A 14443-nucleotide genomic window follows, 5' to 3' on the forward strand; every position below is an offset into this window, starting at 1 on the left:
GGCCCATCCGGAAAAGCGCCGCGCGCCGCGGAGCGTGGCATTGAATGTCCCCGCGGCCGCAGGGGCAATCGCCGTCCTGCCGATGCCGGACCGGGCCTTCAGCCAGGCGGCGAAGGCCCGGCACTGCGCCAGGGTCGGCGGCTGGCCGCGGGCAAGCTGGAGGCACAGGTCCGGGGCGCTGGCGGCCGCCCATGACAGCAGGAACGCCGCCGACTCCAGCTCCTTCCTTGCGGTGTTGCCCTTGACGCTCGTCGAATGGAGGTGCGCCGCATAAAGGTTGCCGAGGACGCTCTGCTCACGGGTGTCGCGGGCCTGCCGGCGCTACTGATCTCCGGCCATGCAGTCCGCGCCCATGGCGGGGAGGAGGCGCAACGCGCGTTGCTGCCTCTGGCCCGTGCGCAAGGCCCGGATGACCGGCAACCATGCGGACAAGACGAGCAAATTCAGCCAGTTGATGTTCTGCAGTTTGGAAAGGGCGGTGCCTTAGCCGCCGCGTGCAACGGCGCGCCCGGGCCGACGCCCGGCACATGAAAAACCCCGCCAAACCGGAGGCTTGGCGGGGTGTTGTCAGCTCGGGGCTGAGGTGCCTGCTTTACTCTCTGTTACCGAGAAATGACAGGAGGAACATGAAGAGGTTGATGAAGTCGAGATAGAGCGACAGCGCGCCCATGATCGCCGCCTTGCCCAGCCATTCCTGGTCGGCGTGCTGCGCATGCGCGATGTAGTCAGTCTTGATCCGCTGGGTGTCGTAGGCGGTCAGGCCCGCGAAGACCAGCACGCCGATCACGGAGATCGCGAAGGACAGCGCCGAGGAGGCGATGAAGATGTTGACGATCGACGCCACCAGGATGCCGATCACGCCCATCATCAGGAACGTGCCGAAGCCCGACAGGTCCTTCTTGGTGGTGTAGCCGTAGAGGCTGAGACCGGCGAAGGCGATGGCGGTGATCAGGAAGGTCTGCGCGATCGACTCACCGGTGAAGACCAGGAAGATCGAGCTGAGCGACAGGCCCATCACCGCGGCATAGACGTAGAAGACCAGCTGCGCGGTCGCCGCCGACATGCGGTTGATCCCGGCGGAGAGGCCGAAGACGAAGGCGAGCGGGGCGAACATGATCACCCATTTCAGCGGGCTGGCATAAATCGCCTGGCCCAGGCCGGTCAGCGCCTGCTGGCCGGTCGCGGGATCGGTGGCAACCGCCAGGCCGGAAATGGCCCAGGCCGCCAGCGCGGTCAGCAGCATGCCCACGGACATCGTGCCGTAGACCTTGTTCATGTGGGCCTTCAGGCCCGTGTCAATTGCAGCCGTGCGGACCCCGGCGGTGCCGCGCATCGTCTGGTAGTCAGCCATAGGTTGCCTCCTCGCGTGAAACACTGGTGCGGTCCCGGAGCGGGACCGCGGCTCAGCTACACATAAAGGCATCCGGGGGCCCGCTTTCAAGCAATTGCGGCGGGGGGGCACGGAAATTTGCGAGAGCTTCGCAAACTGCCGGTTCGATCCGTGAAACTGCCCGGATTCCGGTCATTTCCACCAATCTGGCACGTCCCAGAGCGGTCGGCGGCCCTCGTCGAAGGCCTCGTCGCGGCTGATCCCGACATCTTCCAGCAGATGTGCGTCGAGCTGCCGCAGATGGCGGCGCTGCCGCTGGAGGGCGAAAAAGTCGAGGATCCCGACGCGGGGAAGCCGGGGCAGGAAGCGCGCGGGCAGGGGACGCACTGCGCGGGAGAGGAATGAAACGGCCATGGGATATTCCTTTCGCTTCTGTGATGAAAGCACTGGATTGGATGATGTTGATTGATGTATGCTCTTCCCTGTCCCATATTGGAAACGAATGATTGTTGGGTTATTCATCACGAGGTTTGATATGTCCCGCGTGCTCGACCTGGCCGCCCTGCGCTCGCTGATCACCATCGCCGAACTCGGCGGCGTCACCCGTGCCGCGAATGTGCTGAACCTGACCCAGTCGGCGGTCTCCATGCAGATGAAGCGGCTGGAAGAGTCGCTCGACGTGAAGCTCCTGAACCGGCAGGCGCGCAGCGTGACGCTGACCTCGGCGGGCGAGCAGCTCGTCGGCTATGCCCGCCGCATGCTGGAGCTGAACGACGAGGCGGTGACACGGCTGACGACCCAGGACTACGAGGGGCGGCTGACGCTCGGCGTGCCGCATGACATCGTCTATCCGCATATCCCCGGGGTGATGCAGCGCTTTGCCGCCGAATTCCCGCGGGTGAAGGTGCATCTGGTCAGCTCCTACACGATGAACCTGCTCAAGCAGCTGGAGAACGGCGCCTGCGACGTGATCCTGACCACGCAGGAGGCGCGGGTCGACGGCGCCGAGACGCTGGCGACGCTGCCGATGGTCTGGATCGGCGCGGTCAACGGCCAGATCTGGCGGCAGCGGCCGGTGCGGCTGGCCTTCGAGCCGAACTGCCTGTTCCGCGCGCCGGTCCAGGCGGCGCTGGAATCCGCGGGGATCCCCTGGGATCTGGCGGTGGAGGCCGACAGCTCGCGCACCATCGAGGCCAGCGTGGCGGCGGATTTCGCCATGCAGGTGATGCTGCGCGGCACGCTGCCCGAAGGCTGCTCCGAGGTGCCCGACTGCGCCGGCCTGCCTGCGCTGCCCTCGATGCATATCAACATGTACCGCCGCAATGGCACGCCTTCGCCCGCGGTGGAGCGGGTGCAGGCGCTGCTGCGGGCGGCCTATGGCGTCCCGATCGGCCCGGCCGAGCAGGTCGCCGCCGCCGAATAGCGCGGGGTCAGATCTCGATGACGATCTTGCCGGTGGATTTCCGCTCGCGCAGCATCGTCATCGCCTCCTCGACCTGGTCGAGCGGCAGGACATGGCTGACATGGGGTTTCAGCCTGCCCTCGGCATACCAGCCCAGCAGCGTCTGCAGGCTGCCGGTCAGCGCGGCCTCGTTGAATTTCAGGTAGCCGCCCCAGTAGAAGCCGATCACCGAGATGTTCTTCACCAGCAGGTGGTTGGCCGGGATCTGCTGGACCTCGCCGCCGGCGAAGCCGATCACCAGGTAGCGCGCCTCGGGCCTGCAGGCGCGGAAGCAGGGGGTGAAGAGCGGCCCGCCGATCGTGTCATAGACGACATCGACGCCGCCCAGATCCTTCAGCGCCTGGCGCAGATCGGGATGGTCGCTGTCGATCAGCTCGTCCGCCCCGGCGGCACGCGCCGCCTCCAGCTTATCGGCGCCGCGGGCGCAGGCGATCACCCGCGCGCCCATCAGCTTGCCGATCTCGACCGCCGTCAGCCCGACGCCCCCGGCCGCGCCGGTCACCAGCAGCGTCTCGCCGGGCTGGAGCCGCGCCGAATGGCCGAGCGCGAGATGCGAGGTGCCATAGGCGATCTGGAACCCGGCCGCTTCGGCCATCGGCATACAATCCGGGATTTTCAGGCAGCGTTCGGCGGGAAAGGCGCCGTATTCGGCCAGCCCGCCATGCCCTGCATAGACTGCAACGCGCTCGCCTATCGCGGGACTCTCGACCCCGGCCCCGACTGCGACAACCTGTCCCGCCAGTTCCAGCCCCAGAGTGGCCGGAAGGGGCGGTATGTCCTGATATTTTCCCTTTGCCATCAACAGATCGGCGAAATTCAGCCCGCAAGCTTCGATCCTGAGCAGGACTTCGCCTGTTCCTGCAGCAGGTGCCTCCACGTCAATCAGGGCGGGAGTGCGGTCGAAATCCGAAATTTGGTAGGCGCGCATGACAAACCCCGTTTACAGTGCTACGTGTTTACCTAGTTAGGGATTCAATGGAAGGTGGTCTCTGGCACGAAAGCGGTACTTCGCGGGGTTTCCGTGGCAGGCACCGCCAAGCGCCGGGGGCTTGGTGTGGAAAGCAATATAGTCTCTGCGTAAGCCCGGTTGCCGTTGCCTTTTAGGGGAGGGAAGGCGGTACGCCACCGGAGGGAGCATGCATGGCATTGGAAGACATCTGCCCGAGGGGCCTGTCTTCTGGCTGTTCCGTGCGGGAGACAGTCAGGAGGTGGAAATGAAGCATCCGGTAGACGTCCATGTTGGCAAACGGATCCGGCACCGGCGCTGGATGGTCGGGATGACCCAGCAGCAGCTGGCGACCAAGGTCGGGATCAAGTTCCAGCAGATCCAGAAATACGAGACGGGTATGAACCGGGTCTCCGCGTCGCGGCTCTGGGACATTTCCCATGCGCTGGAAGTTCCCGTGGCCTATTTCTTCGAAGGTCTCGGCGCAGAGGAGCCGATGGAGGATGTCTCTCCTGCGGGCGATCTGCTGGCCGACAAGGAGGCGCTCGAGCTCGTCCGGTCCTACTATGCCATCCCCGAGAACCAGCGCCGGCAGCTTTTCGAGCTGGCCCGGGTCCTCAGCAACGCCGCCTGAGCGGCGGTTGCAGCAGCCGCGCCAGCCCCGTAAGGATGGCTTCCGACGCAGCCCGCGCGGCCTGCTGCCCTGTTGATGACCCTTTTCCCTCCGGATGACGCCTTGCAACTCCACCGATCGCTGATCGACACCGCCCATGCCCTCGCCGATGCGGCCCGGGCCGAGACCCTCGCGCATTTCCGCCAGAGCGGGCTCGGCGCCGAGAACAAGGCCGAGACCGGCTTCGATCCGGTGACCGAGGGCGACCGCGCAGCCGAGGCCGCGATGCGCGCCATCCTGGCCGAACGGCGTCCCGGGGACGGGATCTTCGGCGAAGAATACGGCAGGACCGAGGGCACGTCCGGCCTGACCTGGGTGCTCGACCCGATCGACGGCACCCGCGGCTTCCTGTCCGGGACGCCGACCTGGGGCGTTCTGATCGCGGTCTGCGACGCCACGGGGCCGATCTACGGCATCATCGACCAGCCCTTCATCGGCGAGCGCTTCGAGGGCGGGCTGGGCCAGGCCGGCTACCAGGGGCCGCTTGGGCCGCGCCCGTTGAAGGCGCGCCGCGGCGTCGGCCTCTCCGAGGCGCTGCTCTTCTCCACCTACCCCGAAGTCGGCACGCAGGCCGAGGGCGAGCTTTTCCGCCGCGTCTCCGCCCGGGTGCGGCTGACGCGCTACGGCACCGACTGCTATGCCTATGGGCTGCTGGCGCTCGGCCATGTCGACCTGGTGATCGAGGCGGGGCTTCAGCGCTACGACGTGGCGGGCCCGATTGCCGTGGTCCAGGCCGCGGGCGGCATCGTCACCGACTGGAACGGCGGCCCGGCCGACATGGGCGGCCGTCTGATCGCGGCGGGCAGTCCCGAGCTTCATGCCGAGGCGCTGGCCATCCTCTCCGGCATCGGCAGCGCCGGGGACGCCGCGTGAGCGGGATGCTGATCCGCGGCGCCGCCGCCATCGTCACCATGGATGCGGAGCGGCGCGAGCTTTCGGGCGCCTGTCTGCGCATCGCGGGCGGCGTCATCTCGGAGATCGGCCACGGGCTCGTGCCCGCTCCGGGCGAGGAGGTCCTCGAGGCGGCGGGCTGCGTCGTCACGCCGGGGCTGATCAACACCCATCACCATCTCTACCAGACGCTGACCCGCGCCGTGCCCGCCGGGCAGGACGCGCTGCTTTTCGGCTGGCTGCAGACGCTCTATCCGATCTGGGCGCGCTTCACCCCCGAGCACATGCGCGTCTCGGCGATGACCGGCCTCGCGGAGCTCGCGCTCTCGGGCTGCACGCTGACCTCGGACCATCTCTATCTCTATCCGAACGGCGCGCGGCTCGAGGACACGATCGAGGCGGCGGGGGAGGTCGGCATCCGCCTCCTGGCCACCCGCGGCGCCATGTCGATCGGCGAGAGCGACGGCGGCCTGCCGCCCGACAGCCTGGTCGAACGGGAATCCGCGATCCTCGAGGACTGCATCCGCGTCGTCGACGCCTTCCACGATCCCGCGCCCGGCGCGATGATCCAGGTCGGCATCGCGCCCTGCTCGCCCTTCTCGGTCAGCCGCGAGCTGATGCGCGACGCGGCGCTGCTGGCGCGCGACAAGGGGGTGCGGCTGCACACCCATCTGGCGGAGAATGACGAGGACATCGCCTATTCGCTGGAAAAATTCGGCTGCCGGCCCGGCCAGTATGCCGAGGATCTGGGCTGGACCGGCGACGATGTCTGGCATGCCCATTGCGTCAAGCTCGACGGGGCGGAGATCGACCTTTTCGCGCGAACGCGGACCGGGGTGGCGCATTGCCCCTGCTCGAACTGCCGTCTCGGCTCGGGCATCGCCCCGGTGCGCGCGATGCGCGACGCGGGCGTGCGCGTCGGGCTCGGCGTCGACGGCTCGGCCTCGAATGACAGCTCGAACCTGATCCTCGAGGCACGCCAGGCGATGCTGCTGCAGCGGGTCGCCCGCGGCGCCGATGCCATGTCGGTGCGCGAGGCGCTGGAGATCGCGACGCGGGGCGGGGCGGAGGTGCTGGGCCGGCTGCACGACCTGGGCTCGCTGGAGCCCGGCAAGCGCGCCGACATCGCCATCTGGGACGTCTCGGGGATCGAGGCGGCGGGCGCCTGGGATCCGGTGGGCGCGCTCCTTCTGGCCGGGCCGCCGCGGGTGCGCGACCTGATCGTCGAGGGCCGCCGCGTCGTCGCCGACGGGCAGATGGCCACGCTCGATCTCGGCCGCCTGATCGAGACCCAGACCCGCCTGGCCCGCGGGCTGGCGGAAAGCGCCTGAGCGTGGCGGATGCCTTCGGCCCGCTCTTGAACGCCTTCCGCGCCGACGCCGGGCTGCCGCCCCTGACCCTGCATCCGCTCTGCGAGCGCGCGGCGCTCGAGCATGCCGCCGACCAGGCGCGGCGCGAGGTGCTGACCCATGGCAGCGGCTTCGAGAACCGCGACACCGCCGCCAACCGCATCGGTGCGCTCGGCTATCAATGGGGCTTCGCCGCCGAGAACGTGGCCTTCGGCCAGCGCGACGAGGCGCAGGTGCTGGAGGCCTGGGCGAATTCCCCCGGCCACCGCGCCAACATGCTGAGCCCGAAGCCCGTGCATTACGGCTTCGGCGGCGCCTCGAACCGGCTCGGCCCCTACTGGGTGCTGGTGCTCGCCGCGCCGATGTGACCCTGCCGCGCCGCGGCGCCGCGCAAATGTCCGCGAGCCGCCGTGATCGTGCCGTGCCTTGGCGCCAACTGCCCGGTTTGCAAGCCGGATAGCGGTAACGTCTCCGACTTTAGGTGTAGTGCATCCCTCTTGTTTCGCGCCGCGTTCCGGGTAGGCTCATCCGCGGGAGGACAGTGTCCGTCAGGCTTTTTCTGCACAAGCAGCCGTTCCGGGAATTGCTCCGGACCGGAGCCGTCGGACTGTCCGCAGCGGCGGGCGCAGGCGCCCGGCAGAGACAGGACAGGGCGGGTTGAGGAGCCCGCCGAAAGGGAGGACCCATGACCCAAGTGACCTTGACGGTGAACGGCAAGGCGGTGCGCCGCGACGTGCCCGACACCATGCTGCTGGTGGAGTTCCTGCGCGAGGAGCTGCGCCTGACCGGCACCCATGTCGGCTGCGACACCAGCCAGTGCGGCGCCTGCGTCGTCCATCTCGACGGCAAGGCGGTGAAATCCTGCACCACGCTGGCCGCCCAGGCATCGGGCGGGACGGTAACGACGATCGAGGGGCTGGCCAACGGGTCGCTGCACCCGATGCAGAAGGCCTTCAACGACAATCACGGGCTGCAATGCGGCTTCTGCACGCCGGGGATGATCATGTCGGGCGTCGACATGGTGGCGCGCTACAAGGCGGCCGGCAAGGAGCTGACCGAGCACGCGATCCGCGAGGAGCTGGAGGGCAATATCTGCCGCTGCACCGGCTACCACAATATCGTCAAGTCCATCCAGCAAGCCGCCGGGGAGATGTGAGCGATGAGCGAGAACGGGATCGGCAAGGCGGTCAAGCGCCGCGAGGACAAGCGCTTCATCACCGGCAAGGGCAAGTACACCGATGACGTGCGGATGGAGAACCAGGCCTATGCGGCCTTCGTCCGCTCGCCGCATGCGCATGCCAGGGTCACCGGCGTCGACAGCGCCGAGGCCATGGCGCAGGAGGGCGTGATCGCCGTCCTGACCGGGCCCGAGCTTGTCGGCGACGGCATCGGCAACATCATCACCGGCTGGGCCATCACCTCGAAGGACGGCACGCCGATGAAGGTCGGCGCCTGGTCGGCGCTGGCGACCGACACGGTGCGCTATGTCGGCGACGCGGTCGCGGTGGTCATCGCCGAAAGCCGCCAGGCGGCGCGCAATGCCGCCGAGATGGTCGATGTCGCCTATGACGAGCTGCCCGCGGTGGCGCGCGGCGACAGGGCGCTGCAGCCCGGCGCGCCCACGCTGCATGACTGCGCCCCCGACAACATGATCTTCGACTGGGAAATCGGCGACGAGGCGGCGACCGACGCGGCGCTGGCCTCGGCCGCGACCGTGGTCGAGCTGGAGCTCGTCAACAACCGCCTGGCGCCGAACCCGATGGAGCCGCGCAGCGCGGTCGCCATCTTCGACGAGGCGGAGGACCACTACACGCTCTACACCACCTCGCAGAACCCGCATGTCGCGCGGCTGGTGCTCTCGGCCTTCTACCAGGTCGCGCCCGAGCACAAGCTGAGGGTGATCGCGCCCGATGTCGGCGGCGGCTTCGGCTCGAAGATCTACATCTACCCCGAGGAGATCGTCTGCCTCTGGGCTTCGATGAAGACCGGGCGCTCGGTGAAATGGACCTCCGACCGCAACGAGGCCTTCATGACCGACGCGCATGGCCGCGACCATGTGACGAAGGCGAAGATGGGCTTCGACGCCGAGGGGCACATCCTGGGCTTCAAGGTCGACACGATCGCCAATCTGGGCGCCTACTGCTCGCTTTTCGCCACGGCGACGCCGACATACCTCTACGCGACGCTGCTCTCGGGGCAGTACAACATGCCCGCGATCTACGGCAACGTGAAGGCGGCCTACACCAACACCGTGCCGGTCGATGCCTATCGCGGCGCGGGGCGGCCCGAGGCGACCTATCTGGTCGAGCGGATGATGACCACGGCCGCAAGGCAGATGGGCGTCGACGAGACCGAGCTGAGGCGGAAGAACTTCATCCAGTCCTTCCCGCACCAGACGCCGGTCATCATGTGCTATGACGCCGGCGATTTCTCGGGCAATCTCGACAAGGCGATGGCGGCGGCCGACGTGGCGGGCTTCGCCGCGCGCAAGGCAGAGGCCGCCGCGCGCGGCAAGCTCCGCGGCCTGGGCTATTCCTCCTATATCGAGGCCTGCGGGATCGCGCCCTCGAAGGCGGTGGGCTCGCTCGGCGCAGGCGTCGGCCTGTGGGAATCCGCCGAGGTGCGGGTGAACCCGGTCGGCACGATCGAGATCCTGACCGGCTCCCACAGCCATGGCCAGGGCCACGAGACCACCTTCGCCCAGATCGTGGCCGAGCGCTTCGACCTGCCGATCGACAGCATCTCCATCGTCCATGGCGACACCGACAAGGTGCAGTTCGGCATGGGCACCTACGGCTCGCGCTCGGGCGCGGTCGGCATGTCGGCGATCGTCAAGGCGATGGACAAGGTCGAGGCCAAGGTGAAGAAGATCGCCGCCCACCAGCTGGAGGCCGCCGAGGACGACATCGTCATCGAGGGCGGGCAGGTGAAGGTCGCGGGCACCGACCGGGCGCTTGGCTGGCACGAGGTCGGCCTGGCCGCCTACACGGCCCATAACCTGCCCGAGGGCATGGAGCCGGGGCTGAAGGAGACCGCCTTCTACGATCCGGCCAATTTCACCTTCCCGGCCGGCACCTATATTTGCGAGGTCGAGGTCGATCCCGATACCGGCGTCACCGAGATCGTGCAATTCACCGCCGCGGACGATTTCGGCACGATCATCAACCCGATGATCGTCGAGGGCCAGGTCCATGGCGGCGTGGCGCAGGGGATCGGCCAGGCGCTGCTGGAGCAGGTGGTCTATGACGACGACGGCCAGCTGCTGACCGGGTCCTACATGGACTACTGCATGCCGCGCGCCGACGACGTGCCCTTCTACACGATCGAGCACAACATGACCGTCTGCCCGGGCAATCCGCTGGGCATGAAGGGCTGCGGCGAGGCCGGGGCCATCGGCACGCCGCCGGCGGTCATCAACGCGATCACCGACGCGATCGGCACCAACGACCTGTCCATGCCCGCCACGCCGCTCAAGGTCTGGCAGGCGATCCAGGCCACCCGCGCGCCGATGGCGGCAGAATAGGGAGCGACGCCATGTATCCGACCAAGTACCACCGCCCCGCCTCTCTGGCCGAGGCGCTGCAGCTCCTCTCGGAGAACGAGGATGCCAAGCTGCTGGCCGGGGGGCAGACGCTCCTGCCGACCATGAAGCAGCATCTCGCCGCGCCCGAGGCGGTGATCGACCTCTCGGCCTCGGGGCTCTGCGGCATCTCGAACGGGGGGACCATGGTGACGATCGGCGCCATGACCACCCATGCCGAGGTGGCGAGCTCCGCCGATATCGCCGCCGTCGTGCCGGTGCTGAACGGCGTCGCGGCGGGGATCGGCGATCCGGCCGTGCGGCACCGCGGCACGATCGGCGGCTCGATCTCCAACAACGACCCCTCGGCGGACTACCCCGCCGCGCTGGTCGGGCTCGATGCGAGGATCGTGACCAATGCCCGCGAGCTCTCCGCGGAGGAGTTCTTCGACGGCATGTTCGCCACCGCGCTCGAGGAGGGCGAGATCGTCACCCAGATCCGCGTGGTCGGGCCGAAGCGCGCCGCCTATGTCAAGTTCCCCAACCCCGCCAGCCGCTATGCCATGGTCGGCGTGATGGTGGCCGAGACCGCCGACGGCATCCGCGTCGCGGTCACCGGGGCAGGGGAGGACGGCGTCTTCCGGCACGAGGGGCTCGAAGCGGCGCTTGCCGCCGATTTCTCGCCCGCCGCGCTCGATCCGGTGGAGATCTCGGCCGAGGGGCTGCTCAGCGACATGCACGCCACGGCCGAGTACCGCGCGCATCTGGTCAAGGTGATGGCCAAGCGCGCCGTCGCCGCCTGCTGAGCGCCGCCCGCAAACCGCCCTGTCCGGCCCCGGCCTCCGAGCCGGGGCCTCTTCCGTTGCGGCATCTGTGGCGCCGCTGCCGCCCGGCCCTCCGCGTCTCGCGCATTCGTGAACTCCGGACTGGCCTTCGCCCCTCGGCCATGCAAGGTCCGGCAAGCTAAGAGGTGCAGGAGAGATGACCATGGACATGCCAAGCTACCTGGAGAGCCCGCAGGGCCGCCGCCTGGCCTATCACCGCTCCGAGGGCGCGGGCCCCGGCGTGGTGTTCCTCGGCGGCTACATGTCCGACATGTCCGGCACCAAGGCCACCCATCTGGAGGCCTGGGCAAAGGCGCAGGGCCGCGCCTTCCTGCGCTTCGACTATTCCGGCCATGGCCAGTCCGAGGGCGCCTTCACCGAGGGCACGATCGGCAGATGGGCCGAGGATGCCGCCGCCGTCATCGCCGCCGTGACCGAGGGCCCGCAGATCCTGGTCGGCTCCTCGATGGGCGGCTGGATCTCGCTGCTGCTGCTGCGCCGCCAGCTCGTCGACTGCGCCGGGCTCGTCACCATCGCCGCGGCGCCCGATTTCACCGAGGACGGCTTCTGGGAGAGCTTCTCCAATGCCGCCCGCGAGGAGCTGATGAGCCATGGCGTGCTGCATGTGCCCTCCGATTACGGCAGCCCCTATCCGGTCACCCGCGGCCTGATCGAGGACGGCCGCCGCAACCTGGTGCTGCGCGAGCAGCTCGCCCTGCCGATGCCGGTGCGCTTCCTGCAGGGCACCGCCGACCGCGAGGTCGAGGTCTCCCGCGCGACCATGCTGCTCTCCCATGCCCAGGGCGACGACATCCGCCTGACCCTCGTCAAGGGCGCCGATCACAGCTTCTCCACTCCGGCCTGCCTCGCCCTCGTCGAGCAGGCGATCGGCGAGGTCCTGGGGCATGCATGATCCGGCGGCTCGCGCTCCTTCTGGCGCTGGCCGCGCTGGTCCTGGCCGTCCATCAGCGTGAGGCGCTGCGGATGGCCTGGCGCGAACCGGTGGAGCTCGGCTGGAGCGATCCGCAGGTCCCCCCGGCCGCGGAGCTCGACGCCTGGCTCGCCGCGCGCGAGGCGGCCGTTCCCGCGCTGAGGCCCGACGCCGCCAAGCAGATCGTCTGGGCCGGCGAGCCGGGGGCGCGCACGCCCTTTTCGCTGGTCTATGTCCACGGCTTCTCCGCCGCCCCGCCCGAGCTGCGCCCGGTGCCTGATCTCGTCGCCGCGGGGCTCGGCGCCAACCTGCATTTCACCCGGCTCTCGGGCCATGGCCGCGACAGCGCCGCGATGGCCGGGCCGAAAGTGGCCGACTGGGCGCATGACCTTGCCGAGGCGATCGCCATCGGCCGGGAGCTCGGCGACCGGGTGATCGTGATGGGCAGCTCGATGGGCGGCACGCTGGCGACGCTGGCCGCGCTCGATCCCGATTACGGCCGGGACGTGGCGGGGCTGGCGCTGGTCTCTCCGGCCTACCGGCTGCCGGGGCTCGGCGGCAAGGTCATCACCAAGCCCTTCGTCCGGCTCTGGGGCCCGCCGCTCTTCGGCGGCACGCGGACCTCGCAGCCGCGCAGCCCGCGCCATGCCGAGGCCTGGACGCTGACCTATCCGACCGTCTCGGTGCTGCCGCTCGGCGCGCTGGTGCGCGAGATCGGCGGGGCCGACAAGGCGGAGGCGGTGATTCCCGCGATCTTCTTCTTCTCGGAGGCCGACCAGGTCGTGGACCCCTCCGCGGTGCGGCAGGCCGCCGCGGACTGGGGCGCCGCGGCCGAGCTCGTGCCCCTCGTCATGGGGCCCGGAGACGATCCGGCCGCGCATGTGATCGCCGGCGACATTCTAAGCCCTGGCCAGTCCGAGTCCATGGCCGAGCGCGTGATTGCCTGGGCGAAGGGGCTCTGACGCCCGTTTCCCGGGCAGTTTCCGCACCGCCGGAAAAATGCGCTGAGACCCGTCCCCAAATGATCGTCATGGAAATATCGCTTTACAGAATCCGGATCGTGACCCACCATATGTTGTAGTGAGACGGTCTAGAACCGCCGCTAGTATACAGGCACCCGCCCTCGGGCCCGCCCCGTGGGGCCCAGACCTACGAGGCCGAGCATGTCCCTTAGCGAACACGATCTGCACACGTCCGAAATCGATCCGATCGATATCGTGGAATCTCTCGCGGAGCATCACGCCTGGGAATTCGACCGCATCGCGGAAGACCAGATCGCCATGGCGGTGGAGGGCCAGTGGCGCACCTATGCCCTGACGCTCGCCTGGTGCGGCATGGACGAGACGCTGCGGCTCATCTGTTCCTTCGAACTCGACCTGCCCGACGACAAGCGCGCGGCGCTCTTCGAGGCGCTCAACGCCGCCAATGACAAATGCTGGTCGGGCAACTTCACCTACTGGGAGGAGCAGAACCTTCTCGTCTACCGCTACGGGCTGATCCTGGCGGGCGAGCAGATCGCCTCGCCGGACCAGATCGGCACGATGATCGACGCGGCGGTCTGCGCCTGCGAGCGGTTCTACCCGGCCTTCCAGCTCGCCGTCTGGGGCGACACGCCGGTGAAAGAGGCGATGCATGTCGCCATTGCCGAGGCCTACGGACGCGCCTAGGGTCCCCCCTGCACAGGCAGGGAGACACGCATGTCTATGGAAAATGTGCGGCAGCGGGGCATTGTCCTGCTCGGCTGCGGCAAGATGGGATCCGCGATGCTTGCGGGATGGCTCGATGGAGGGCTGCCCGCAAGCTCCGTCTGGGTGGTGGATCCCCGCCCTTCGGACTGGCTGAAGGGCATCGAGGGTCTGCACCTGAACGCGGACCTGCCGGAACGCCCGGCGCTGGTGCTGGTCGCCGTGAAGCCGCAGATGATCGGCGAGGCGATGCCGCAGATCACCGCGCTCGGCGGCGGGGACACGGTGTTCCTGTCGATCGCGGCCGGTGCGACCATCGCGAAATTCGAATCCCTGCTCGGTGCGGGCACCCCGGTCATCCGGGCGATGCCGAACACGCCCGCTGCCGTCGGCCGCGGCATCACCGCGCTGATCGGCAATGCCGTGGCGACCGCCGCGCAGCTTGACGAGGCCGAGGCGCTGCTCTCCGCGATCGGCCAGACCGTGCGGCTCGAGGACGAATCCCAGATGGATGCGGTCACCGCCGTCTCGGGCTCGGGCCCGGCCTATGTGTTCCACCTGATCGAGACGCTGGCCAGGGCCGGCGAGGCCGAGGGCCTGTCGCCCGCGCTCGCGATGCAGCTGGCCAAGGCGACGGTCGGCGGGGCAGGGCACCTGGCAGAGACCGCGGCGGAAGACCCGGCGCAGCTGAGGATCAATGTCACCTCGCCGAACGGCACGACCGCCGCGGCGCTCGAGGTGCTGATGGATGAAACCGGCGGTTTCCCGGCCCTTCTGGGCAAGGCGGTGAAGGCCGCTGCGGACCGCTCGCGCGAACTGGCAGGCTGAGACG

15 protein-coding genes are annotated in these 14443 nt (G+C 68.6%); 12 read left to right on the forward strand and 3 right to left on the reverse strand.

The genetic code is table 11. The features are described from left to right. Positions 1-592: 592 nt before the first annotated feature. Positions 593-1351, reverse strand: coding sequence for a Bax inhibitor-1/YccA family protein (locus tag FGX59_RS15605; protein WP_138467904.1), 759 nt, complete (start codon positions 1349-1351; stop codon positions 593-595). Between the two features lie 171 nt (positions 1352-1522). Next, on the reverse strand, positions 1523-1744 hold the full coding sequence (locus FGX59_RS15610; protein WP_138467908.1) for a DUF1127 domain-containing protein: 222 nt from the start codon (positions 1742-1744) through the stop codon (positions 1523-1525). A 121-nt stretch (positions 1745-1865) separates the two neighbouring features. Here FGX59_RS15610 and FGX59_RS15615 point away from each other — a divergent pair, with 121 nt between their 5' ends. Next, positions 1866-2753: a LysR family transcriptional regulator gene (locus tag FGX59_RS15615; protein WP_138467910.1), complete on the forward strand. Its 888-nt coding sequence runs from the start codon at positions 1866-1868 to the stop codon at positions 2751-2753. Positions 2754-2760: 7 nt separating this feature from the next. On the opposite strand, the gene FGX59_RS15620 is transcribed toward FGX59_RS15615, so the two are convergent. Continuing rightward, positions 2761-3720: an NADPH:quinone oxidoreductase family protein gene (locus FGX59_RS15620; RefSeq protein WP_138467912.1), complete on the reverse strand. Its 960-nt coding sequence runs from the start codon at positions 3718-3720 to the stop codon at positions 2761-2763. Positions 3721-4006: 286 nt separating this feature from the next. Here FGX59_RS15620 and FGX59_RS15625 point away from each other — a divergent pair, with 286 nt between their 5' ends. The 11 genes from FGX59_RS15625 to proC all read left to right on the forward strand — a co-directional run bounded on the left by FGX59_RS15625 (position 4007) and on the right by proC (position 14439). Then, the gene (locus FGX59_RS15625) at positions 4007-4372 is read left to right on the forward strand and encodes a helix-turn-helix domain-containing protein (RefSeq protein ID WP_138467914.1); all 366 of its coding nucleotides are present in this window, start codon (positions 4007-4009) and stop codon (positions 4370-4372) included. Positions 4373-4474: 102 nt separating this feature from the next. After that, a complete protein-coding gene (locus tag FGX59_RS15630) occupies positions 4475-5284 on the forward strand; it encodes an inositol monophosphatase family protein (RefSeq protein ID WP_240722493.1) in 810 nt (269 codons plus the stop codon). After that, positions 5281-6633 (forward strand): 8-oxoguanine deaminase, encoded by a 1353-nt coding sequence (locus FGX59_RS15635; protein WP_138467918.1) that lies wholly within the window; start codon positions 5281-5283, stop codon positions 6631-6633. The genes FGX59_RS15630 and FGX59_RS15635 overlap by 4 nt, the downstream gene beginning before the upstream one ends. A 2-nt stretch (positions 6634-6635) precedes the next feature. Then, the gene (locus tag FGX59_RS15640) at positions 6636-7019 is read left to right on the forward strand and encodes a CAP domain-containing protein (RefSeq protein ID WP_171060663.1); all 384 of its coding nucleotides are present in this window, start codon (positions 6636-6638) and stop codon (positions 7017-7019) included. A 317-nt stretch (positions 7020-7336) separates the two neighbouring features. Next, positions 7337-7807 (forward strand): (2Fe-2S)-binding protein, encoded by a 471-nt coding sequence (locus tag FGX59_RS15645; RefSeq protein WP_138467922.1) that lies wholly within the window; start codon positions 7337-7339, stop codon positions 7805-7807. Between the two features lie 3 nt (positions 7808-7810). Continuing rightward, positions 7811-10174: a xanthine dehydrogenase family protein molybdopterin-binding subunit gene (locus tag FGX59_RS15650; protein WP_138467924.1), complete on the forward strand. Its 2364-nt coding sequence runs from the start codon at positions 7811-7813 to the stop codon at positions 10172-10174. 11 nt (positions 10175-10185) lie between these two features. Continuing rightward, a complete protein-coding gene (locus FGX59_RS15655; RefSeq protein WP_138467926.1) occupies positions 10186-10977 on the forward strand; it encodes a xanthine dehydrogenase family protein subunit M in 792 nt (263 codons plus the stop codon). 187 nt (positions 10978-11164) lie between these two features. Next, complete coding sequence (locus FGX59_RS15660; RefSeq protein ID WP_138468039.1) at positions 11165-11908, forward strand: carboxylesterase; 744 nt, start codon at positions 11165-11167, stop codon at positions 11906-11908. Continuing rightward, entirely contained in the window at positions 11905-12888 is a 984-nt protein-coding gene (locus tag FGX59_RS15665; RefSeq protein WP_138467927.1) for a carboxylesterase, read from the forward strand. Before FGX59_RS15660 ends, FGX59_RS15665 begins: the two co-directional genes overlap by 4 nt. A gap of 201 nt (positions 12889-13089) precedes the next feature. After that, the gene (locus tag FGX59_RS15670; RefSeq protein WP_138467929.1) at positions 13090-13593 is read left to right on the forward strand and encodes a YbjN domain-containing protein; all 504 of its coding nucleotides are present in this window, start codon (positions 13090-13092) and stop codon (positions 13591-13593) included. Between the two features lie 30 nt (positions 13594-13623). After that, positions 13624-14439, forward strand: a complete 816-nt coding sequence (gene proC, locus FGX59_RS15675; RefSeq protein ID WP_138467931.1) for a pyrroline-5-carboxylate reductase — start codon at positions 13624-13626, stop codon at positions 14437-14439. Positions 14440-14443: the final 4 nt, after the last annotated feature.

It is taken from the genome of Poseidonocella sp. HB161398 (assembly GCF_005870025.1).
Classification (GTDB): domain Bacteria; phylum Pseudomonadota; class Alphaproteobacteria; order Rhodobacterales; family Rhodobacteraceae; genus Mangrovicoccus.

Bases quoted from the DNA above. Each gene is read 5' to 3' on its own strand.
- FGX59_RS15660 (WP_138468039.1), top strand. From the start codon at position 11,165: ATGCCAAGCTACCTGGAGAGCCCGCAGGGCCGCCGCCTGGCCTATCAC.
- FGX59_RS15615 (WP_138467910.1), top strand. From the start codon at position 1,866: ATGTCCCGCGTGCTCGACCTGGCCGCCCTGCGCTCGCTGATCACCATC.
- proC (WP_138467931.1), top strand. From the start codon at position 13,624: ATGTCTATGGAAAATGTGCGGCAGCGGGGCATTGTCCTGCTCGGCTGC.
- FGX59_RS15625 (WP_138467914.1), top strand. From the start codon at position 4,007: ATGAAGCATCCGGTAGACGTCCATGTTGGCAAACGGATCCGGCACCGG.
- FGX59_RS15610 (WP_138467908.1), bottom strand. From the start codon at position 1,744: ATGGCCGTTTCATTCCTCTCCCGCGCAGTGCGTCCCCTGCCCGCGCGC.
- FGX59_RS15645 (WP_138467922.1), top strand. From the start codon at position 7,337: ATGACCCAAGTGACCTTGACGGTGAACGGCAAGGCGGTGCGCCGCGAC.
- FGX59_RS15650 (WP_138467924.1), top strand. From the start codon at position 7,811: ATGAGCGAGAACGGGATCGGCAAGGCGGTCAAGCGCCGCGAGGACAAG.
- FGX59_RS15665 (WP_138467927.1), top strand. From the start codon at position 11,905: ATGATCCGGCGGCTCGCGCTCCTTCTGGCGCTGGCCGCGCTGGTCCTG.
- FGX59_RS15620 (WP_138467912.1), bottom strand. From the start codon at position 3,720: ATGCGCGCCTACCAAATTTCGGATTTCGACCGCACTCCCGCCCTGATT.
- FGX59_RS15655 (WP_138467926.1), top strand. From the start codon at position 10,186: ATGTATCCGACCAAGTACCACCGCCCCGCCTCTCTGGCCGAGGCGCTG.
- FGX59_RS15670 (WP_138467929.1), top strand. From the start codon at position 13,090: ATGTCCCTTAGCGAACACGATCTGCACACGTCCGAAATCGATCCGATC.
- FGX59_RS15605 (WP_138467904.1), bottom strand. From the start codon at position 1,351: ATGGCTGACTACCAGACGATGCGCGGCACCGCCGGGGTCCGCACGGCT.